The sequence below is a fragment of the Streptomyces sp. NPDC042346 genome (assembly GCF_055581845.1).
On the sequence record NZ_JBVJEH010000006.1, the window covers coordinates 422,736 to 443,014 of the forward strand.

Sequence of the window (20,279 nt, forward strand, 5' to 3'; positions counted from 1 at the left end):
CCCACCCCCTCGTCCCCACCCTAGCCCATTTCGAACGTGCGTACGATAACCCGTACGGACGACACCCCACCGCTCCCCGAGTCAGCCATTCGGCTCCCTCCCACCTGCGGAAACACCGCCCTCCCCGGAGCCTGGGGGGCATGAGTCTCGTCGATGAACTGAAAAGCGCTGTCACCCCCCGAGCCGCCCTGCTCGTCGTCGGCGTCTTCGCCCTCCAGCTCCTGTTCATCACCTCGTACGTCGGGGCCCTGCACCACCCGAAGCCGACGGACGTCCCCTTCGGCGTCGTCGCGCCCCCACAGGTCTCCGCGCAGCTCGTGGGGCAGCTGGAGAAGCTCCCCGGCGAGCCGCTCGACCCCCGGGCCGTCACCGACGAGGCCGAGGCGCGGCAGCAGATCCTGAACCGGGACATCGACGGGGCCCTCCTCGTCGACCCCACCGGCCGCACCGACACCCTGCTCGTCGCCTCCGGCGGCGGCACCGTGCTCTCCTCCGCCCTGGAGACGATCTTCACCAAGGTGGAGGCGACCCAGCAGCGCACCCTGAGGACGGTCGACGTGGCCCCCGCGTCGCCGGAGGACTTCGACGGACTCTCCGCCTTCTACCTCGTCGTCGGCTGGTGCGTCGGCGGCTACATCTGCGCCGCGATCCTGGCGATCAGCGCGGGCTCCCGGCCCGCGAACCGCGAGCGCGCGATCATCCGCCTCGGCGTCCTGGCGCTCTACGCGATCCTCGGCGGCCTCGGCGGCGCGATCATCGTCGGGCCGATCCTGGGCGCCCTGCCCGGCAGCATCGCGGCCCTGTGGGGCCTGGGCACCCTGGTCGTCTTCGCCGTCGGCGCCGCCACCCTCGCCCTGCAGTCGGTCTTCGGGATCGTCGGCATCGGCCTGGCGATCCTCCTCATCGTGGTCGCGGGCAACCCGAGCGCCGGCGGCGCCTTCCCGCTGCCGATGCTGCCCCCGTTCTGGAAGGCGATCGGTCCCGCCCTGCCGCCGGGCGCCGGCACCTGGGCGGCGCGCTCGATCGCGTACTTCAAGGGCAACGACATGACCTCCTCGATGCTGGTCCTCTCGGCCTGGGCGGTCGTCGGCTCCGTCGTCACCCTGGTGATGTCCTCGCTGAAGCGGAAGCCCGAGTCCGAGCCGATCGCGGAGGAGCTGGGCGAGGCCCGTCCCTGACCACCGCACGCGAAGGGCCCCCGGCGGATCGCTCCGCCGGGGGCCCTTCGCCGTACCGGGTACCGAGTACCGGGTACCGAGTACCGAGGTCTACTTCCCGTAGTACGCCCGGGTCATCAGTTCCTTCATGTCGTCGATCATCGGCATCCGCGGGTTGGCCGGCGCGCACTGGTCGGCGTACGCGTTCATCGCCTGCTGCGGCAGGGCCGCCAGGAAGGCCGCCTCGTCGACGCCCTCCTCCTGGAAGGAGGCCGGGATGCCGCACCGGTCGCGCAGCTCCTCCACCGCGCGGGCGTACGACTCCACGCCCTCCTCCGGTGTCGCGGCCGGCAGGCCGAGCATCCGCGCGATCTCCTGGAACCGCTCCGGGGCCCGGTAGACCTCGGCCTTCGGCCACGGCACGGCCTTGTGGGTGACGGTGCCGTTGTGGCGGATCACGTGCGGGAGCAGCAGCGCGTTGGTGCGGCCGTGGGCGACGTGGAAGGTGTTGCCGAGGGTGTGGGCCATGGCGTGGACCAGGCCGAGGAAGGCGTTGGCGAAGGCCATGCCGGCGATGGTGGACGCGTTGTGCATCTTCTCGCGGGCCTCGGGCGCCCTGGCGCCCTCCGTCACACAGGTCTCCAGGTTCTCGAAGATCAGCTTGACGGCCTGGAGGCACTGGCCGTCGGTGAAGTCGTTGGCGTAGGCGGAGACGTACGCCTCGGTGGCGTGGGTCAGGGCGTCGAAGCCGGAGTCGGCGGTGACGGTGGCCGGGAGGTGCAGCGGAAGGACCGGGTCGACGATGGCGACGTCCGGGGTGAGCGCGTAGTCGGCGAGCGGGTACTTCTGCGCGGCCTCGGGGTCGGAGATGACCGCGAAGGGGGTGACCTCGCTGCCCGTCCCCGAGGTGGTCGGGATCGCGACGAGCCGGGCCTTCTCGCCGAGCTTCGGGAAGCGGTAGGCGCGCTTGCGGATGTCGAAGAACTTCTCCTTGGTGTCCGCGAACTCGACCTCGGGCCGCTCGTACATCAGCCACATGATCTTCGCCGCGTCCATCGGGGAGCCGCCGCCGAGGGCGATGATGGTGTCCGGGCGGAAGTCCCGCATGGCGGCGGCGCCGGCCTGGACGGTGGCGAGCTCCGGGTTGGGCTCGACGGAGTCGATGACCTGGAGGGTGACCGGCTCCTCGCGGCCGTTGAGGATGTCGGTGATCTTCCGGACGAAGCCGATCTCGCCCATGGTCCGGTCGGTGACGATGGTGACCCTCTTCAGGCCCTCCATCTCGCCGAGGTAGCGGATGGCGTTGCGCTCGAAGTAGATCTTCGGCGGGACCTTGTACCACTGCATGTTGGTGTTGCGCCGTCCGATCCGCTTGACGTTGATCAGGTTGACCGCGGTGACGTTGTTCGAGACGGAGTTGTGCCCGTACGAGCCGCAACCGAGCGTGAGCGAGGGGAGGAAGGAGTTGTAGACGTCGCCGATGCCGCCGAAGGTGGAGGGGGCGTTGACGATGACGCGGATCGCCTTGACGCGCTTGCCGAACTCCTCGGCGAGCGCCTCGTCCTCGGTGTGGATCGCGGCGCTGTGGCCGAGGCCGTGGAACTCGACCATGCGGGCGGAGAGTTCGAGGCCGTGCTCGGTGGAGTCGGCCTTGAGGGCGGCCAGGACCGGGGAGAGCTTCTCGCGGGTGAGCGGCTCGGCCTCGCCGACCTCGGCGCATTCGGCGACGAGGATCGAGGTGCCTTCGGGGACCTCGAAGCCGGCCTGTTCGGCGATCCAGTGCGGGGACCTGCCGACGACGGCCGCGTTGAGCTTGGCGCCGCCGCAGTTGGTGGCGTAGGCGGTGGTGCCGAAGACGTACTCCTCCAGTTTGGTCTTCTCGGCGGCGGTGACGACGTGGGCGCCGAGCCGCTCGAACTCGGCGATGCCCTCCTCGTACACCTCCTCGTCGAGGATCACGGCCTGTTCGGAGGCGCAGATCATGCCGTTGTCGAAGGCCTTGGAGAGCACGATGTCGTGGATCGCCCGCGGGAGCTTTCCGCTCTTCGTGACGTACGCGGGGACGTTTCCGGCGCCGACGCCGAGGGCGGGCTTGCCGCACGAGTAGGCGGCCCTGACCATCGCGTTTCCACCGGTGGCGAGGATGGTGGAGACGCCTTCGTGGTTCATGAGGAGGCGGGTGGCCTCCATGGAGGGCTCGTCGACCCACTGCACGCAGTCCTCGGGGGCGCCTGCGGCGACGGCGGCGTCGCGGACGATCCTGGCGGCCTCGGCCGAGCACTTCTGCGCGGAGGGGTGGAAGGCGAAGACGATGGGGTTGCGGGTCTTGAGGGCGATGAGCGCCTTGAAGACCGTCGTCGAGGTGGGGTTGGTGACGGGGGTCATCGCGCAGACGACGCCGACGGGCTCGGCGATCTCGGTGATGCCGTTCAGCTCGTCGCGGCGGATGACTCCGGCGGTCTTCAGACCGGCCATCGAGTGGGTGACGTGCTCACAGGCGAAGAGGTTCTTGACCGCCTTGTCCTCGAAGAGGCCGCGCCCGGTCTCCTCGACGGCGAGCTTCGCCAGTTCGCCGTGCGCGCTCAGCGCCGCGAGCGAAGCCTTCTTCACGATGTGGTCGACCTGCTCCTGGTCGAAGGTCTCGAACCGGTCGAGCGCCGCGAGGGCTCCCTGGACCAGTCCGTCCACCATCTCCTTGGCCTCCATGGCAGGTACTCCTTCTTCGGGTCCCTTTTTCTCTCTGATGTCTCCATTCGACACCCGATGACCTGCGAGAAGGTCCGGAGAAAGACCCGGAGGGAGGGGCCGGAAGTCCTCTTGTGAACGGATTCACAAGAGGACTCCGGTCCGCGCCTGCCGTCGTTGCTAGAAGACGCTCACGCCGTACGCGCTCAGCGCCTCCGTCACCGGCTGGAAGAAGGTCGTGCCGCCCGAGGAGCAGTTGCCGCTGCCGCCCGAGGTGAGGCCGATGGCCCGGCTGCCGGAGTACAGCGGGCCGCCGGAGTCGCCCGGCTCGGCGCAGACGTTCGTGCGGATCATGCCGTAGACGATGTCCCCGCCGCCGTAGTTCACGGTGGCGTTGAGGCCGGTCACCGAGCCGCTGTGGATGCCGGTGGTGGAGCCCCGGCGGGTGACCGACATGCCGACGGTCGCGTTGGCGGCGCTGGTGATGTCCACGCTGCCGACGGTGCCGGACTTGGTGACCGTGCTGTTGGTGTAGCGGACGATGCCGTAGTCGTTGGTCGGGAAGCTCGACCCGGCCGTGGTGCCGAGGACGGTCGACTGCGAGGAGCTGGAGTACCAGGTGCCCGCGCCGTCGGTGCAGTGACCGGCGGTGAGGAAGTAGTAGGCGCCCGCGCTGTCCCGGACGTTGAAGCCCAGGGAGCAGCGCCAGCCGGCGTCGGCGTAGATCGCGTCGCCGCCGGAGATCAGCTTGGTGAACCTGCCGGGCGTCCGCTCGACCCGGATCGCGCCCGCGTCGGGCCCGGCCTGCCGCTTGATCTTCGCGATCTCGGCGGGGGTGACGGTGGAGTCGGCGGTGACGACGACCGCGCCGGTGGCGGTGTCGACGTGCCAGGCGGTGCCGGCCACGTCGGCGGCGAGCACGGCGTCGCTCGCCGCCGAGAGCCGCTCGGCGCCGAAGGTCTGCGCGGAGTCGGCGCTCGCGGTGGGGACGGCGAGCGCCGCGGCGGCGGCGAGACCGACGGCGACGGCGAACATCCGGACGGTTCTCGTGGGGGTGGTGCGCGTGGTCCTCACTTCTCGTTCCTCCAGAGGGGAATCGGGGGCCCGCCGTGGGGTGCCGGGCCCGTGAGGCGCGGCCCGAGGCCTGCGCTGTGGGGGAGTCTCGGGCCGCACGACTTCCGGCCGCAAGGGCGCCTTTCGGCCGTACGGCCCTCAACAGGCCTTGCTTTCAGGCTAGTTGGAGAGAATCAGTAGAGGCTGACCTTGTACTTGGCGAGGGCCTCCGGCACCGGCTGGTAGAAGGTCGTGCCGCCGGTGGAGCAGTTGCCGCTGCCTCCGGAGGTGATCCCGAGCGCCTTGGTGCCGTCGTAGAGCGCGCCCCCGGAGTCGCCGGGCTCGGCGCAGACGTTGGTCTGGATCATGCCGCGGACGGTGCCGCCACCGGAGTAGTGGACGGTGGCGTCGAGGCCTGTCACCGTGCCGCCGCGGGTGCCCGTGGTGGAGCCGGAGCGCTTGACCGACTCGCCGACGTAGGCGTCGGCGGCGGTGAAGCCGCCGGTGTGGCTGAGCGAGGTGTTGTCGTAGCGGACGAGCGCGTAGTCGTTGCCGGGGAAGCTGGAGCCCACGGTGGCACCGATCAGGGTGGACTGCGCCGAGTTGGCGTACCAGGTGTTGGCGACGTTGCCGCAGTGGCCGGCGGTGAGGAAGTAGTACGTGCTGCCGCTGCGGACGTTGAAGCCGAGCGAGCAGCGGTAGCCGCCGCCGTAGATGGCGTCGCCGGCGCCGAGCAGGGGGGTGAAGACGCCGGAGGTGCGCTGGACGCGGAGGGCTCCGGCGTCGGCGCCGGCCGCCGCGCGGATCTTCGCGAGCCCCGCGTCGGTGACGGTGGAGTCGGCGGTGACGACGACTCTGCCGGCCGTTCTGTCCACGTACCAGGCGGTGCCGCCGACCTGGGCGGCGTCGACGGCGGCATCGGCGCGGGCGAGCCGTGCCGCTCCCGCCGGGCCGGGGTCGGGGGCGGCCTGGGCGCCGGGGAGGCCGAGGGCCGTCACTGCGGCGAGTCCCGCGGCGATCGCGAGCAGTCGGGTGCTGGTGATCCTCACTGTGCTCCTCACTGTTCTCCTTCTGGGAAAAGCGGAGGGGCCCGTGGGTGGCGGGCCCGTGAGGCGCCGTCAGGTGACGTGTCCCTGACATGCACCGTGAGCGATAGTGACCCCCGCGGAGCGGGCGCACAAGACCGCCGGACGCACGGGCACCCCCGGCCGTCGCGGCCGGGGGTGCCCGATATCCGTACACCTTGCGGAGAGCCCAGGTCAGGTGGGCCGGAACGCGTCAGGAGGCGTTCAGCTGCCGCTCCCCCGCCGGTACCGCGGTGTCGAGCGTGTTGCCCGGCGGCGGGAACGGGCAGATGAAGTGGTCGGCGAACGCGCACGGCGGCAGCAGCGCACGGTTGAAGTCCACCGTCACCGAGCCGTCCGCCGCCGGGGCCTCGGGCCGCAGGAAGCGGAAGCGGTAGCTGTCCCGGCCGCTGGTGGCGTCCGCGAAGACCGCCCACAGCGAGCCGTCGTCCTCGACGGCCACCTGGAGGGTGTGCTCGCCGCCGTGCAGGTCGAAGGCCAGCTCGCCGGCGAGCCCGAGGCCGCGCTCCCGGCCGTCGGCGTTCTCGACCCGTACGCTGCGCGCCTCCTCGTACGGACGGAAGACGCCGGACACCACCCAGCGCTCGTCGTACGGGGTGGCCTCGATGCCCGCGAAGGCGCTGCGCGCCGCCGAGCCGGGGTCGAAGTCCCGTACGGCCCAGAGCCCTTCCCGCCGCAGGACCACCAGCCGCCGGCCCGCCGCCTCGACCCTGGACTCGTGGATCGGGGCGTGGTCGGCGGTGAGCCGTACGGTGCCGGTGAAGGGCTTCCCGTCGACGGTGATCGCGTCCTCGGCGTCCGCCGTCAGGACCACCTCGTCACCGTCCTCCCGCCACTCGCCGGGAACGGCCGGAATTCGACCCTCCGGGTGATCCGAGAGCCAGTGCGTGCCCGTGAGGGAGAGCGGGCCGTACGAGGAGGCGACCGCCGCCTCACGCTGCTCGTGCCAGTGCTGCCAGTCCTGCTGCGGATCCGTGCTCATGGTGTTCCACCTTTTCATACGGGCTTCGAAAGCCCGGGGCGCGCCGTGGGTCAGTTCTTGGTGCGGGGCAGGCCGGGCGGGTTGATCTCCGACTTCTCCACGGCCTCGCTGCCCAGACCCCACCGCTTGAGCACCTCGCCGTAGGTGCCGTTCCCGACGATGTGGTCGATCGCGGCCGCATAGGCGGCGACGAGGCCGCTGTCCTTCTTCGTGGTGGCCGCGATCTTCCCCTGGAGCCCGGCGCCCGCGCCGGAGAACTTCCCGGCGACCTCGGTCTGCCCGGCCGAGGCCACGTGGTACGCGACGACGGGGTTGGGGCCGAGGTAGCCGTCGATCCGGCCGGACTGGAGGGCCAGGTAGTAGTCGCTGTTGTTCTGGAAGTACGAGATCTCGACGCCCTTGCGGCCCGCCTTCTCGTTCTGCGCGGACCAGTCGACGAGGATCTTCTCCTGGTTGGTTCCGGAGCCGACGGCGATCTTCTTCCCCGCCACGTCCTCGGGGCCCTTCACCGTCCAGCCGGAGCCCTTCTTCGCCTCGAAGGCGAGGTCGTCGAGGCGGTAGGTGGCGAAGTCGTACTTGTCCTTGCGCTCCTCGGTCACGGTGACGTTGGAGAAGACGGCGTCGAACTTGGCACTGTCGAGGCCGACGAAGAGGTTCTCCCAGGAGACCGCCTCGAACTTCGGCTCCAGTCCGAGGGTGTCGGCCACCAGGGTCGCGATGTCGAGCTCGGTGCCGATCAGCGTCTTGTCGTCGGTGGCGCGGAAGGAGAGCGGCGGACTGGTGTTCGCGGCGACGCCGATGACGAGCGTGCCTCTCTTGCGGACGGCCTCGGGCACCTGCGCGGCGATGGCGTCGACCTTGGCGGTGTGGATGCGCTTCTGGTCCGGGCCCACGTTGATGCCGTTCCCCTTCTGCCCCTCGGGCTTGATCTCGGAGGTGGCGGCATCCCCCGAGCCGCAGGCGGTGAGGACCCCGAGGGCGGTGAGCGAGGCGAGGGCGGCGAGGACGGTGCGGCGGGACTTCATGACGGGACTCCTGGTGCGGGAAGGGTGACGAGCGGTCGTACGGGAAGAGCGAGGAGCGGTGGGGGGATGTGGGGCAGGGGGGGATGTGGGACGGGGGGAGATGGGAGAACGGGGGGTACGCGCGGTCAGAGGACCTTGGAGAGGAAGGCGCGGGTGCGCTCGTGGCGCGGGCTGTCGAGCACCTCGGCCGGCGGGCCCTGTTCGACGATCCGGCCCTCGTCCATGAAGACCACGGTGTCGGCGACCTCGCGGGCGAAGCCGATCTCGTGCGTGACGACGATCATGGTGGTGCCGGAGGCGGCCAGGTCCTTGATGACGTCGAGGACCTCGCCGACCAGTTCGGGGTCGAGCGCGGAGGTCGGCTCGTCGAAGAGGAGCAGCCCCGGTTCCAGGGCGAGCGCGCGGGCGATGGCGACGCGCTGCTGCTGGCCGCCGGAGAGCTGCTTGGGGTACGCCTCCGCCTTGTCGGCCAGTCCGACGCGGTCGAGGAGCTTCCGGGCCGCGGCCTCGGCCTCCTTCCGGGGGCGCTTCAGGGCCGAGACGGGGGCCTCGACGATGTTCTCCAGGACGGTCAGGTGCGGGAAGAGGTGGAAGTTCTGGAAGACGAAGCCGATCCGGGTGCGCTGCTTGAGGATGTCGCGCTCCCGCAGCTCGTAGAGCTTGTTCCCGGAGCGGCGGTAGCCGACGAGGGTGCCGTCGACGCTGACCGTGCCGCTGTCGACCTTCTCCAGGTGGTTGATGGTCCGCAGGAGCGTGGACTTGCCGGAGCCCGAGGGGCCGAGGACGACGGTGACCTCCCCCGCCCGGACGTCGAGGTCGATGCCGCGCAGGACGTGGAGCGGGCCGAAGTTCTTGTGGACGGAGCGGATCTCGACCTTGGCCGTGGTGGACTCGGGGACGGTGGTGGTGGCGGAGCTCATCGGGCGCTCCCCTTCGCGTAGTGGCGTTCGACGTAGTGCTGGACGACGGAGAGCGCGGTGGTGAGCAGGACGTACCAGGCGGTGGCGACCATCAGGAGCGGGACGACCCGTCCGTTGCGGCCGTAGACGACCTGCACCTGGTAGAAGAGTTCGCCGATCGCCATGACCGAGACGATCGAGGTGCCCTTGAAGAGCGAGATGATCTCGTTCGCGGCGTTGGGCAGAATCGAGCGCATCGCCTGCGGCAGCACGATGCGCCGCAGCTGCCGGAACTTCGGAATGCCGAGGGAGGCCGCAGCCTCCGACTGGCCCTCGTCCACGGCGACTACGCCGCCCCGGACGATCTCCGCCGCGTAGGCCGCCTGGTGGAGGGCGAGGCCGAGGACGGCGGCGCTCATCTCCCCGACGAGACCCATCGTGTCGAAGGAGAGGAAGCTCGGCCCGAAGGGGATGCCGATGCTCAACTCCTTGTAGAGATAGGCGAGGTTGAACCAGAAGAGCAGCTGGACGATGAGCGGGATGGAGCGGAACGCCCAGATGTAGCCGAAGGCGACCGAGCGCAGGAACGGGTTGGCCGACAGGCGCATGAAGGCCAGCACGATGCCGATCGCGAAGCCGAGGACCGTGCCGTAGAAGGTGAGCTGGAGGGTGACCCAGACGGCCTGGAGGATCGTCTCGGTGGTGAAGAACGCGGCGAAGACGTCCCACTCCCAGCCGGGGTTGGTGACGAGCCCGTGGGCGAACTGCACGAGCAGGACGGCGGTGGCGGCGACGGCCACCCAGCGCCAGGGGTGACGGACGGGGACGACGACGAGTTCGACGGGCGCCGGCGGGGTGGCGGCGGCTTCCGGGTCCTTCGTGACGGGGGTGTTCGTGAGGGGGGCGGTGGAGGGCGGATCGCTGGTGAGAGCCATGGCGGTTCCTCGGAAACGGGTCGGGAGGCGAGGCAGAAGGGGGAGCGCGGATCAGGCGCTCAGCGGGGCCGGAAGGCGACAGCTCCGGTCGGCGCGGTCGGCCTGGCCGCTCCGGACGCCCTGGTCACTGCGATCGCCCAGGTCACCCTGGTCGCTCAGGTCGCCCTGGGCGCCCTGGTCACCTCGGTCGCTCAAGTCGCTCAGGGCACCCCGGTCGCCCCGGTCGCTCCCCTCGCTCCCGTCGCTCAGGAAGGTCAGCGCGGCCCGTGCGGCGACGTCGTTCTGTCCGAAGGCGATCCCGCCGGTACGGGGCCGGGTGAAGGCCCCGCCCGCCCGGGCGGTGGTGTGCGGGCCGAGCGCGAAGCGGCGCGGGTGCGGGCGCCCGTCGCGCTCCAGGATCCGGGCGTCGGCGGGGTCGACGACGAGGAGGCCGCTGGCGGTGGCCCGGGCCCCGTCCTCGTACAGGGCGCGCAGCAGCGGGCTGCCGGTGAGCTCCAGGGTGGGGTCGGGCAGCCGGGCCTCGACGAGGGCGCGCGCCTCGGTCCACTCCCCCGGCACGGCGGCGGACGCGGCGCGGAAGACCCCGCGCTCCTCGTCGGTCTCGACGGTGACCTGCGGCCCGAGGAACCGGACCACGCCGGCGCGGGAGAGCGCGAGCAGCTGGCGCAGCCGGGGCCCCGGCGGGCCGGAGGCGATGTAGCTGAAGAAGCCGTGCCACCAGCCGCCCAGGTCGACGCGGCTGCCGAGGCTCAGGAGCTGGGCGTAGACGGAGAGCAGGGCCGCGAAGACGGCGGCGTCGGGGCTGTGGGCGGGGTCGTGGCGGCGGGTCAGATCGTCGGTGACGTAGTCGCGCAGGCCGTGCTGGAGCGCCTCGGCGGAGACGAAGCGGACCCCGTCGAGGGGGTGGTCGAGGGCGTCCAGGTCGAGCCGGTCGGCGGGGTCGGGGACGGCCGCGGCGACGAGCGCGGCGATCTCCGCCCCGCGCGGCGGCGCCTGTGCGTACGCCTCCTCGAAGTCGCTCCAGTCGAGGGAGGTCCGCTCGGGGTGGGTGGAGAAGAGCCGGTGGTAGTGGGCCCAGCCGAGTTCCTTGTCGATGAGCGGCCACACGTCGCGCCGGAAGTCGAGCGGCTCGTCCCGCTTCAGGAGGGCCTCGGTCTGCTCGGCCCCGAAGAACCGGGGAAGCGGGGGCCGTTCGCCGTCGAGGACGTATCCGATCTTCGAGTGGTACGGGACGCCCCGCCGCGATCCGACGTGCAGCACGGGCTCCCGGCCGGAGGGTACGTAGACGAGGTCGTCGCCCTCGCCCTCGTACCGTCCGCCGCGGCCCTCGGTGAGGAGCACCATCAGGTCGACGAAGGCGAGGCCGAAGCCGCGGACCAGGACGGGCGCGCCGGCGGGCAGCGCGGAGAGGTCGCTGTCGGCGGTGAAGTCGGGCGGGAGGTGGACGAGCCGGTGGCGGGCGGCGAAGTCGGCGAGCTCCCGCTGCTCCGGGTCGGGTTCGGCGTCGAGGTGGCCGACGGTGAGGACGACGAGGTCGGCGAGGAGCGGCTCGGCGCCGGCCTCCAGCCAGACCCGCTGGCGTCCGTCGCGGGGGCCGCCGAGCCGCAGCGCGGTGGTGCGGTGCTCGTGGACGGTGACGGAGGCGGGCAGGTCGGCGAGGACCCGCTCGTACACCCAGCGCAGGTAGGCGCCCTGCTGGGGGCGGGTGGGGAAGACGCGGCCCTCGATGCCGGCCCAGTCGGCGAGGGTGGGTCCCGGCAGGACGGGCCCGTCGAGCTCCACGGTCTCGTCGGTGAACATGGTGACGTCCTCGGCCTGGGAGTTCATCCAGAGCAGCGGGGACTGTTCGGTGCGCCAGATCCGGCCGGGGCCCGGCGGGTGCGGGTCGACGAGGTGGAGGTCGAGGCGGCCGTCGCCGTACAGCTCGGGCAGGTTGGCGGCGAGCCGTTCGAGGAAGCCGGTGCCGCGCGGCCCCGCGCCGACGATGACGATCGAGGGCGTCGAGTGCGTCGAGGGCGTCGAGGGGGCGGGGCTCATCGGGCACCGCCCGTGCCGCGGGCGTAGTACCGCTCGACGTAGTGCTGGCCGAGGCTGAGGACCGAGGTCACCGCCACGTACCAGAGGGTGGCGACGAGGAGCATCGGGATGACCTCGTACGTGCGGTGGTAGACGAGCTGGGTCGAGTAGAGCAGGTCCTGGACGGCGATGACGGAGACGATCGAGGTGCCCTTGAGGGTGCCGATCAGCATGTTTCCGGCGGGCGGGACGATCGAGCGCATCGCCTGGGGCAGCACGATCCGGGTGAGCCGGCGCCACCGGCCGAGGCCGAGGGACTGGGCGGCCTCGATCTGGCCGCGGTCGACGGAGAGGATGCCGCCGCGCACGACCTCGGCGGCGTAGGCGGCCTCGTGCAGGGTGAGGCCGATGACGGCGACGGCGACGGGGCCGAGGAGGTTGACCGTGTGGATGCCGAGGACGGTCGGGTAGAGCGCGCCGATGTTGAACCAGAAGAGCAGCTGGACCAGGATCGGGGTGGACCGGAAGAACCAGACGTACCCCCAACTGACCCCGCGCAGAACCGGGTTGGCGGACAGCCGGAAGACCGCGAGCAGGGTGCCGAGGACGAAGCCCAGGACCATGACGAGGGCGGTCAGCCACAGGGTGAGGCCGAGGCCGCGCAGGACGGACGCGGAGGTGAAGTACTCGGCGACGACGTCCCACTGGAAGGCCTTGTTGCGGACGACCGAGAGCAGTCCGAGGGCGAGGAGGACGAGGACGGCGGCCGATGCGGCCCACTGGCCGGCCCGGCGGGCGGGAACGACGCGGGGAGGCGGCTCGGCCGGCGGGGCCGTGGAGGGAGTCTTGACGAGGGTCGCGGACATGCGAAGGCTCCGTGGATGCCAGAGGGCGGATCGAACACGGGGGTGCGCCTTCACACGCGGAGAGCACGGACATGGGCCCCTCAGCCCGATCCGCCCTTCGAGGCTATGCGGTCAACATGCCCTGCTGTCAAGGGTGTCCACAGGGTGAGCTGTGCGTCTCATCATGGTTGACGCGGAAACGGATGCCTGTTCAACTGGGGCCATGCATCCGCAGCAGCTGGTCACGCGCTCCCACATCGACTTCGGTCGCGTGTGGTCCTCTTCCTGTTGAGCTGACCCTCTGCTGTGCCCCGCCCGCGTGCTGTTTTCCGCGGCGCCTTCACACACAGGCCCCTCGTGAGTGCCTGAGCCCTCCCCTCCCCTCGCTCCGCCTCGCTGTCCTCCTTCGCCCTGAAGGACCGTCATGCCCTTCGCGTTGTCCGTGTACCGGACCACGACCACCGACCCCTTGGCGCGCCCGCTCCTCGACGAGCTGGCCTACGAGTACACGACCCGGTACGGCTCCGCGCACGATCTGAGCCTCTATCCGGCCACCGAGTTCGCTCCTCCCCACGGCGCCTTCCTGCTCCTCATGGAGCACGGCCGGCCCGTGGCCGGAGGCGCGTACCGCCGCTACGACGACCACACCGCCGAGCTGAAGCGGATCTGGACCCACTCGGCGCACCGCAGGCGCGGGCTCGCCCGCCGCGTCCTCACCGTGCTCGAACGCGACGCCGCCGCCCGCGGCTACACCCGCATCTACCTGACGACCGGGCCGCGCCAGCCGGAGGCCAGGGGCCTCTACCTGGCGACCGGCTACCGGCCGCTCTTCGACGTGTCCGCCGATCTTGAGTCGCTCGGCCCCCTGCCGTTCGAGAAACTCCTGGAGAACCCGAAACCATGAGCACGCGTACGAGTTCCGGCACTGCCCGCACGACCCTCGGCTTCGCGCTGATCACCGCCGCCGCACTCACCCTCACCGCCTGCTCCGGAGGCGAACCCACGACGGCGCCGGCCGGGGCCTCGGGAGCACCGGGCGCCGCGAAGGGCACGCTCCCCAGCGAGGACGTGGTGTCGGCGGTGAAGAAGAACGAGGCCGCGGCGAAGCTGCTTCCCGCCGACGTCCGGCAGCGGGGCAGCTTCACGGTCGCCGCCTCGGTCGGGACCCCGCCCAGCTCGGCCTACCTGCCCGACGGCAGGACCGTGGTCGGGGTGGACGCCGACTTCGCGGACGCCGTGGCGAAGGCCCTCGGCCTGGAGCTGAAGCGCGAGGCCGTCGGCTTCGAGGCGATCCTGCCGGCGCTGACCAGCGGCAAGTACGACGTCGGCACCGGGAACTTCGGGGTGACCGAGGAGCGGCGCAAGACCATCGACTTCGTCACCTACATCAACGACGGCCAGGGCTTCGCCACCCGGTCCGACAGCCCGCTGAAGGCGGTCACCGACCTCACGCAGCTGTGCGGCCTGAAGGTCGCGACGGGCGCGGGCACCACCTTCGAGCAGACCCTGGAGAAGAACAAGGGCCGGTGCGCGGAGGCCGGGAAGCCGGCGTACGAGGTGAACGTCTTCAACGAGACGGGCGCGGTCTGGATGTCGCTCCAGCAGGGCCGCAGCGATGTCGTGATGAACACGATCAACGGCGTGCGGTACGCGGTGACGCAGCAGAAGAACGTGAAGTTCCTCAACGAGTACCGGCGGCTCGACGTCGGCTTCGCCTTCAAGAAGGGCACCCCGCTCGCACCGGCCTTCCAGGCGGCGGTGAACGGCCTGAAGGCCGACGGGACGTACGACCGGATCGTGAAGAAGTGGGGGGTGGCGGGGTCGGGGATCGAGCAGTCGCAGATCACCCCGCCGGAGATCCCGGCGCCGACGAAGTAGCGGAGCCGTCGCCCCGCCGGAGGCAGACGGGGTGTCAGCAGTCGCAGCCGCAGCTGCAGTCCCCGCAGCAGCCGTCTCCCTCGCAGCAGGAGGAGCAGTTGCTGCAGCAGTCACAGCAGTCGCAGCAACTGCCGGGGTCACACTGCTGGCAGAGCCCCTCGCGACGCTGCCGGCTCCAGGGGTCCTCGAAGGTCCCGCAGCACATCTGGCAGGTGCAGGCCAGACCGACCCAGAGGGCGCACCCTGCTATCAGGCCGCGCCGGTTCGGCGGCCCGGGCGGGAACGGCCCGCCGGGGCCTCCGGGGCCACCGGGACCGGGGCTGTAAGGCCCGCCGGGTCCCCCCGGGCCGGGGGCGTACGGGTTGCCGGGGACGGGTCCGGGCCCCTGGGGCGCATACGGGTTCCCCGGCACCGGGCCCTGTCCGTGCACCGACCCCGCCCCCGGCGTCCCGTGCGAGCAGCTCGTCGTACCGAAGGCCCGGTCCACCGACGTCCGGAGCTCATGGGCGAGGAGGACGTGGACGAGCTTGCCGTCGGCGAACTCGGCGTCCTTCAGGGCGAGGCGGATGCCGTGCAGGGCGTCGTCGGCGAGCCGGCGCGCCTCCTCACGGGAGGTGCCGGTCGCGGTGAGCGGGTTCCACGCGCCCGCCGCCGCGTCGGCCTGCTGGTCCTCGACGGCGTCGAGGAGGTGGGCGAGGCGGCCGAAGAGCCGGCCCGCCTCGGCGAGCGGCGCGGCGTTGTCCGGGCGCCCCGCGAGGACGGCGGTGTGCGCGAAGGCGGCCGCGGTCGCGGTCTCGGTCGGCTCGGTGACGGCGAGCAGCGGCGTTCCGAGGCCGGCGAGGGTTTCGAGCCCGGTCTGCCGGTCGACGGCGTCGACGAGGACGGCGGTGTCGAAGCCGAGGGCGCGGCCGGTCCTGGCGCCGGCCCGGTCCCAGGAGCGGGCGACCCGGCGGGCCGCGGCGGCGACGGGCTTGCGCGCCAACAGGCCGTCCCGGTCGGCGACGTGGTCCCGTACCTTCGCCGAGGCGAGGACGAGCGAGACGGCGGCGGCGAGGCGCGCGCCCTCCCCCTGGGCCACGGGCGCGGTCCGCATCCCGCGCAGCGGGCAGGGCCCGGCGGTGCGCCGCCCGCTCGCCATCGTGCCGGTCTGAGCCTCCGTCAGGACCGAGACGATGAGCCCGTCGTAGTTGGTGACGACCCGCGCGAACTGTCCGTGGTCCGCGCGAAGTGCCAGGCAGAGGCCGCAGAGGTGGGCCATCCAGTCGACTTTGAGTCCGTCGGTGAGCCGGTGCGTGCAGGGTCTGACGATTCCGAACATGAGGTGCCCCCGTGAGCCGTGCGAAGTGCCGTCGAGCGGCATCGCGGCATCGTAGCGAGCCGGGTCGTTCACCCGTACGCGCCCACCGTCACCCTTCTGGCCCGACTTTCATATTTTAAGTTGCGCGCCCCTCCGTCAGGCCCCGCATACCGCAAGTTTCCTGACGTATCGCCAGAAATCGACGCTCACGTTCTGCACCAGTACCGTCACGAATCCCCTGCGCGCCGTGTATCCACTTGGCGCGCGATCCGCATCATGGACGACGATAGGGATTGCGGAACCACAAGTGACCGCGCTGAAAGGAGGCGTCCATGGGATCGGTGCGCAAGGCAAGTGCCTGGCTGGGACTCGTCGAGGACAACGACGAGCGTTACTACGACGACGAGTACGCCGACGGTGCCGAGAACGGCGACGCCTGGGTGACGGACCCCCGGGTCCGGGTGGCCACGGACACCGCCCAGGATCAGGGCCGCCGGATCGCCACCGTCTCCCCCGACGGCTTCCGGGACGCCCGGGGCATCGGAGAGCTCTTCCGGGACGGTGTTCCGGTGATCGTGAACCTGACCGGGATGGAGCCGCACGACGCCAAGCGCGTGGTCGACTTCGCCGCCGGCCTCGCCTTCGGTCTGCGCGGCTCGATCGAGCGCGTGGCGACGCGGGTCTTCCTGCTCACTCCCGCCGACACCCAGATCGTCGGCGGCGAGTCCCGTCGGCGTCCGCAGGACGGTTTCTTCAACCAGAGCTGAGCGGGTCCGCCGGCCCGACCGGGCATCACCCGAGGGATCGGGTCAGTGCACCGGACGTCCCGAGCCGGCGGGCTCGATCGCTTCCCGGGTCGCGGGCACCCGCGGCTCGGCCGGCTCTCGCGCCTCGACGGGCTCACCCGTCACAACCGACTCGCCCCGCCCGACCGGCTCGCACCCCGCGAGCGACTCGCACGACTCGGCCGACTCGACCGACGTACACGACTCGGCCGGCTCGCAGGACGCGTCCGGTTCCGCCGGGCACTCCATGACCCGGGGCAGTCGCCGGGCCATCACCGCGCCGGCGAGCAGCAGGACGGCGCTCACGCAGAGCGTGATGTGCAGACCGTCCACGAAGGCGTGCCGGGCCGCCTGGTGCAGGGCCGTGCCCGCCGCGCCGCCGAGCTGGTCGGCGACCTGGTAGGCCTCGCCGAGGGAGTTCGACGCGGCGCTGCTCGCCTCCGCCGGCACTCCGGGGACCGAGGCGAGCCCGGGGGCGTACGCGGCGTTCATCACGCTGCCGAGCAGTGCGATGCCCATGCCGGCGCCGAGCTGGTACGAGGTCTCGCCGATCGCGGCGGCGCCGCCCGCGCTCCGCTGCGGCGCCTCGCTGAGCATCGACTCGTACGCCGAGAAGAGCGTGGTCTGCAGGCCGAAGCCGAGCAGCACGAAGCCCACCGTGAGCAGCAGCGGCCGGTCGTCCTGCCCCATGAAGGTCAGCAGGAGCACCGCGGCGGCGGTGAGCACGAAGCCCCAGCCGACCATCCGGCGCGGGCCGATCCTGCGCAGGGTGTACGAGCCGGTGGCGCCGGCCGCCATGGCGGCGAAGGTGAGCGGCAGGAGCCGGAGCCCGGTCTCCAGGGGGCTCAGTCCGAGGACGAGCTGGAGGTACTGGACGGCGATGAGCTCCAGGCCGACCAGGGCCAGCATGGCGAGGACGATGCAGCCGACCGAGGTGGTGAAGGCCGCCCGGGAGAAGAGCCGCATGTCGATCAGCGGGTGCGGGCGCCGCTTCTGTCGGCGGACGAAGAGGACGAGGAGCGCGGCGCCGACGAGCAGCGGTCCCGCGGTCGGCAGGGCGAGCAGCGGCTCGCCGGCCCCGGCGCGCTTGACCCCGAGGACGCAGCCGAGGACTCCGGCGGCGGCCATGAGGGCGCCGAGGACGTCCCAGGGGCCGTCGGAGTCTCCCCGGGACTCGGGGAGGAGGCGGCGGCCCAGCGGCAGTATCAGCGCCATCAGCGGAATGTTGATGAGGAAGACGGAGCCCCACCAGTAGTTCTCGACGAGGAAGCCGCCGAGGACCGGTCCTGTGGCGGCGCCGACCGCGGCGACCGCGGTCCAGATGCCGATGGCGGTGGCGCGTTCCCGGCGGTCGGGGAAGACCGCCCGGAGGATGGAGAGCGTCGCGGGCATGATCATGGCGCCGCCGACGCCGAGCAGCGCGCGGGCCGCGATGAGGACCCCCGGCTCGGTGGCGAGGGCGGCGATCGCCGAGGCGACGCCGAACAGCGCGTAGCCGAGGAGGAGGACCCGCCGTCTGCCGACCCGGTCCCCGAGGGTGCCGAAGAGGATCAGCAGCGAGGCACAGATCAGCGGGTAGGCGTCGACGATCCAGAGCAGCGCGGTGGAGCTGGGGCGCAGGTCCTCGGTGAGCGAGGGGACGGCGACGTGGAGGATGGTCGCGTCGAGGGCGACCAGGAGAAGGCTGACGCAGAGGACGACCAGGACGACCCAGCGGTTGGCTCCGCCGTCGGCGGCACGCTCTCGTGCTCGGGCCGTGATCGTCCGCGACATGTACGTACCTCCCAGTGAAGCTCTCGCGCTCGGCAGGCGCCGACCAGGGCGTATGCCCCTGGGGCGGCCCGACATCGACGGGCGAGTGAGCCGTCAGCGTACGCGAGTTCAAGCCCCGAGCGCGTGGTGCAGCTCTCACCCCGGCGGGCCTCCGCGTGTGGCGTACGCCACTCGGCGGGGCCCGCGCGTCGCATGGAATTCCGTACGTATATCTGTTTGAAGCAATTCCCTTGCGTTCAAACACTCTTCCGGAAAGCGCCACGCCGGCAATAGGGCAGAAGGTCATCGGATTTACCGACGGACGTCGGGAATGATCCGGCGGCTGAGACCTACTCCACATCACATGGTCATCACGAAGACACCGGATCGACCGGGACGGCTTCTCACTCCCTGTAACGTCGATTGGGTGCGTACCGACATCTTTGCCCGGCTGGACCGGGAGCCGGAACCGCCGAAGATAGAGGTCCCGGGGATGACCCGCACGCGTCTCGCGCTCTTCGGCGGGACGTCGGCGTTCTATCTGGCCATTGTCGTCGCGGTCCTCCTGTCGAGCTGGCTGGTGACCCTCGACTGGAAGATCATGCTGTTCCGGCCCTATCAGCAGTGGCCGGAGATCCACGGCTTCCTCGACTACTACGTCGTCCTCGGCCAGCGCGGCCCCACGGCCGTCATGGTGGCCGCGTGGCTGGGCTGGCGCTCCTGGCGGCAGCACACCCTGCGGCCGCTCCTGTGCCTCGGCGCGGCGCTGCTGCTGCTCAACGTCTCGGTCGGCGCGGTCAAGCTCGGGCTCGGCCGTCTCGGCCCCCACTACGCGACGCAGGTCGGCTCCGCCGAGCTCTTCGGGGGCGGCGATATATTTCCGTCGGGACACACCGCCAACGCGGTCGTGACCTGGGGCATCCTCGCCTATCTGGCGACCACCCCGCGGGCCAGGCGCTATCTGTCGGCCCTCTCGGCAGTGGTCGCGCTCGGCGTCGGCCTCACCACCGTCTATCTGGGCACGCACTGGCTGAGCGACGTCCTGCTCGGCTGGGCCGCCGGGCTCCTGGTCCTGCTCGCCCTGCCCTGGTGCGAGCCGGTCCTCGCGGTGGCGGAGTCCTGGATCCTCGCGGCACGCGACCGGCTCCGGGACCGGCTGCGCGACCGCCGCCGGCTGGTGCCCTCCCTGCCCGTGGCCTCCGGCGGACCGCGCCCGGGATTCTTCCCGCAGCGTCCGGCCGGCGCCGAGGAGCCCGTCCGCGAGACGGTGGGAGTGGCCCGCGGCCGCGCCCCCGCGACACGCGGCTGACCGCACCCCGCGTCACGGAAGGGCCCCGACCGTCCTCGGCCGGGGCCCTTCCGCATGCGGGCGCGTACGCCGTCAGCCGAGCCAGCAGCGGCTGACGGTGCCGTCCTCGACCTCGAAGTTGATGCGTCCCGACAGGTATTCCATGGTGATGATCGAGCCCGGCGGCAGAGATCTGACGACCTTCCAGCCCCGTGCCCTGGCAAGCCGCTCGGCGCCGTCCCCGTCGAGTCCCACATAGGACTCGGGAGCGTCGCGGGGCGGTTCGGGAGTGCGCGATGTGGGTGACATGGGCCTCACGTTAGCCTCTTTGCGGTCACGCTTGTGTCACAAGTTCTCGACATATGTTTGACACGCCGCCCGTCACCCGATGGGACAGTTTCGGGTCGATTCTCCAGCAATTCCGAAGAGCTTCCAGCAGTTCACACGAAGAGACTCCCCGCATCGATAAGCCCCGGGGAATTCCCTCTTCTCCGCACGTCACACGCCGAATTACCCCGTTCGCACACGCGGCGCCCTCACGCTTCCCTTACACAATGCTTACGCGTACGCGGCGGCCGGCTCGGCGGAGGAAGTGTC

16 protein-coding genes and 1 pseudogene are annotated in these 20,279 nt (G+C 71.3%); 5 read left to right on the plus strand and 12 right to left on the minus strand.

Annotation, left to right across the window (positions count from 1 at the left end; all coding sequences use genetic code 11):
- Window positions 1–140 precede the first annotated feature (140 nt).
- Complete coding sequence (locus ACZ6K0_RS25805; protein ID WP_376407346.1) at window positions 141–1,178, plus strand: DUF3533 domain-containing protein; 1,038 nt, start codon at window positions 141–143, stop codon at window positions 1,176–1,178.
- Between the two features lie 90 nt (window positions 1,179–1,268).
- On the opposite strand, the gene adhE is transcribed toward ACZ6K0_RS25805, so the two are convergent.
- From adhE to ACZ6K0_RS25850, 9 genes are all read right to left on the minus strand, one after another.
- A complete protein-coding gene (adhE, locus tag ACZ6K0_RS25810) occupies window positions 1,269–3,863 on the minus strand; it encodes a bifunctional acetaldehyde-CoA/alcohol dehydrogenase (protein ID WP_469234447.1) in 2,595 nt (864 codons plus the stop codon).
- Between the two features lie 159 nt (window positions 3,864–4,022).
- Entirely contained in the window at window positions 4,023–4,916 is an 894-nt protein-coding gene (locus tag ACZ6K0_RS25815) for a S1 family peptidase (RefSeq protein WP_469234446.1), read from the minus strand.
- 173 nt (window positions 4,917–5,089) lie between these two features.
- Window positions 5,090–5,944: a S1 family peptidase gene (locus ACZ6K0_RS25820; protein WP_376407342.1), complete on the minus strand. Its 855-nt coding sequence runs from the start codon at window positions 5,942–5,944 to the stop codon at window positions 5,090–5,092.
- A gap of 229 nt (window positions 5,945–6,173) precedes the next feature.
- Window positions 6,174–6,962, minus strand: coding sequence for a DUF1684 domain-containing protein (locus ACZ6K0_RS25825; protein WP_376407340.1), 789 nt, complete (start codon window positions 6,960–6,962; stop codon window positions 6,174–6,176).
- 50 nt (window positions 6,963–7,012) lie between these two features.
- Entirely contained in the window at window positions 7,013–7,987 is a 975-nt protein-coding gene (locus ACZ6K0_RS25830) for an ABC transporter substrate-binding protein (RefSeq protein WP_376407338.1), read from the minus strand.
- 125 nt (window positions 7,988–8,112) lie between these two features.
- Entirely contained in the window at window positions 8,113–8,907 is a 795-nt protein-coding gene (locus ACZ6K0_RS25835; RefSeq protein WP_376407336.1) for an amino acid ABC transporter ATP-binding protein, read from the minus strand.
- Entirely contained in the window at window positions 8,904–9,821 is a 918-nt protein-coding gene (locus tag ACZ6K0_RS25840; protein ID WP_376407334.1) for an amino acid ABC transporter permease, read from the minus strand. The genes ACZ6K0_RS25835 and ACZ6K0_RS25840 overlap by 4 nt, the downstream gene beginning before the upstream one ends.
- Window positions 9,822–9,872: 51 nt before the next feature.
- Entirely contained in the window at window positions 9,873–11,858 is a 1,986-nt protein-coding gene (locus ACZ6K0_RS25845) for an FAD/NAD(P)-binding protein (RefSeq protein WP_469234442.1), read from the minus strand.
- The gene (locus tag ACZ6K0_RS25850; RefSeq protein ID WP_469234440.1) at window positions 11,855–12,703 is read right to left on the minus strand and encodes an amino acid ABC transporter permease; all 849 of its coding nucleotides are present in this window, start codon (window positions 12,701–12,703) and stop codon (window positions 11,855–11,857) included. The genes ACZ6K0_RS25845 and ACZ6K0_RS25850 overlap by 4 nt, the downstream gene beginning before the upstream one ends.
- 403 nt (window positions 12,704–13,106) lie before the next feature.
- Between ACZ6K0_RS25850 and ACZ6K0_RS25855 the strand changes: the two genes are divergently transcribed.
- Entirely contained in the window at window positions 13,107–13,586 is a 480-nt protein-coding gene (locus ACZ6K0_RS25855) for a GNAT family N-acetyltransferase (protein ID WP_376407328.1), read from the plus strand.
- Window positions 13,583–14,560 carry an ABC transporter substrate-binding protein gene (locus ACZ6K0_RS25860; protein ID WP_376407326.1) on the plus strand — a complete coding sequence of 326 codons (978 nt, stop codon included), beginning with the start codon at window positions 13,583–13,585 and terminating at the stop codon, window positions 14,558–14,560. The genes ACZ6K0_RS25855 and ACZ6K0_RS25860 overlap by 4 nt, the downstream gene beginning before the upstream one ends.
- A 34-nt stretch (window positions 14,561–14,594) precedes the next feature.
- Here the strand turns inward: ACZ6K0_RS25860 and ACZ6K0_RS25865 are convergent, their stop codons facing one another.
- The gene (locus ACZ6K0_RS25865; RefSeq protein WP_469234438.1) at window positions 14,595–15,878 is read right to left on the minus strand and encodes a DUF5685 family protein; all 1,284 of its coding nucleotides are present in this window, start codon (window positions 15,876–15,878) and stop codon (window positions 14,595–14,597) included.
- Window positions 15,879–16,189: 311 nt separating this feature from the next.
- Between ACZ6K0_RS25865 and ACZ6K0_RS25870 the strand changes: the two genes are divergently transcribed.
- Complete coding sequence (locus ACZ6K0_RS25870) at window positions 16,190–16,624, plus strand: cell division protein SepF (RefSeq protein ID WP_024761734.1); 435 nt, start codon at window positions 16,190–16,192, stop codon at window positions 16,622–16,624.
- 42 nt (window positions 16,625–16,666) lie between these two features.
- Here the strand turns inward: ACZ6K0_RS25870 and ACZ6K0_RS25875 are convergent, their stop codons facing one another.
- Window positions 16,667–18,415: an MFS transporter gene (locus ACZ6K0_RS25875; protein ID WP_469234435.1), complete on the minus strand. Its 1,749-nt coding sequence runs from the start codon at window positions 18,413–18,415 to the stop codon at window positions 16,667–16,669.
- Between the two features lie 406 nt (window positions 18,416–18,821).
- Between ACZ6K0_RS25875 and ACZ6K0_RS25880 the strand changes: the two are divergent.
- A pseudogene (locus tag ACZ6K0_RS25880) lies at window positions 18,822–19,700 on the plus strand (phosphatase PAP2 family protein); the annotation flags it as partial.
- 75 nt (window positions 19,701–19,775) lie between these two features.
- Here the strand turns inward: ACZ6K0_RS25880 and ACZ6K0_RS25885 are convergent.
- A complete protein-coding gene (locus ACZ6K0_RS25885; RefSeq protein WP_376407320.1) occupies window positions 19,776–19,991 on the minus strand; it encodes an I78 family peptidase inhibitor in 216 nt (71 codons plus the stop codon).
- Window positions 19,992–20,279 lie beyond the last annotated feature (288 nt).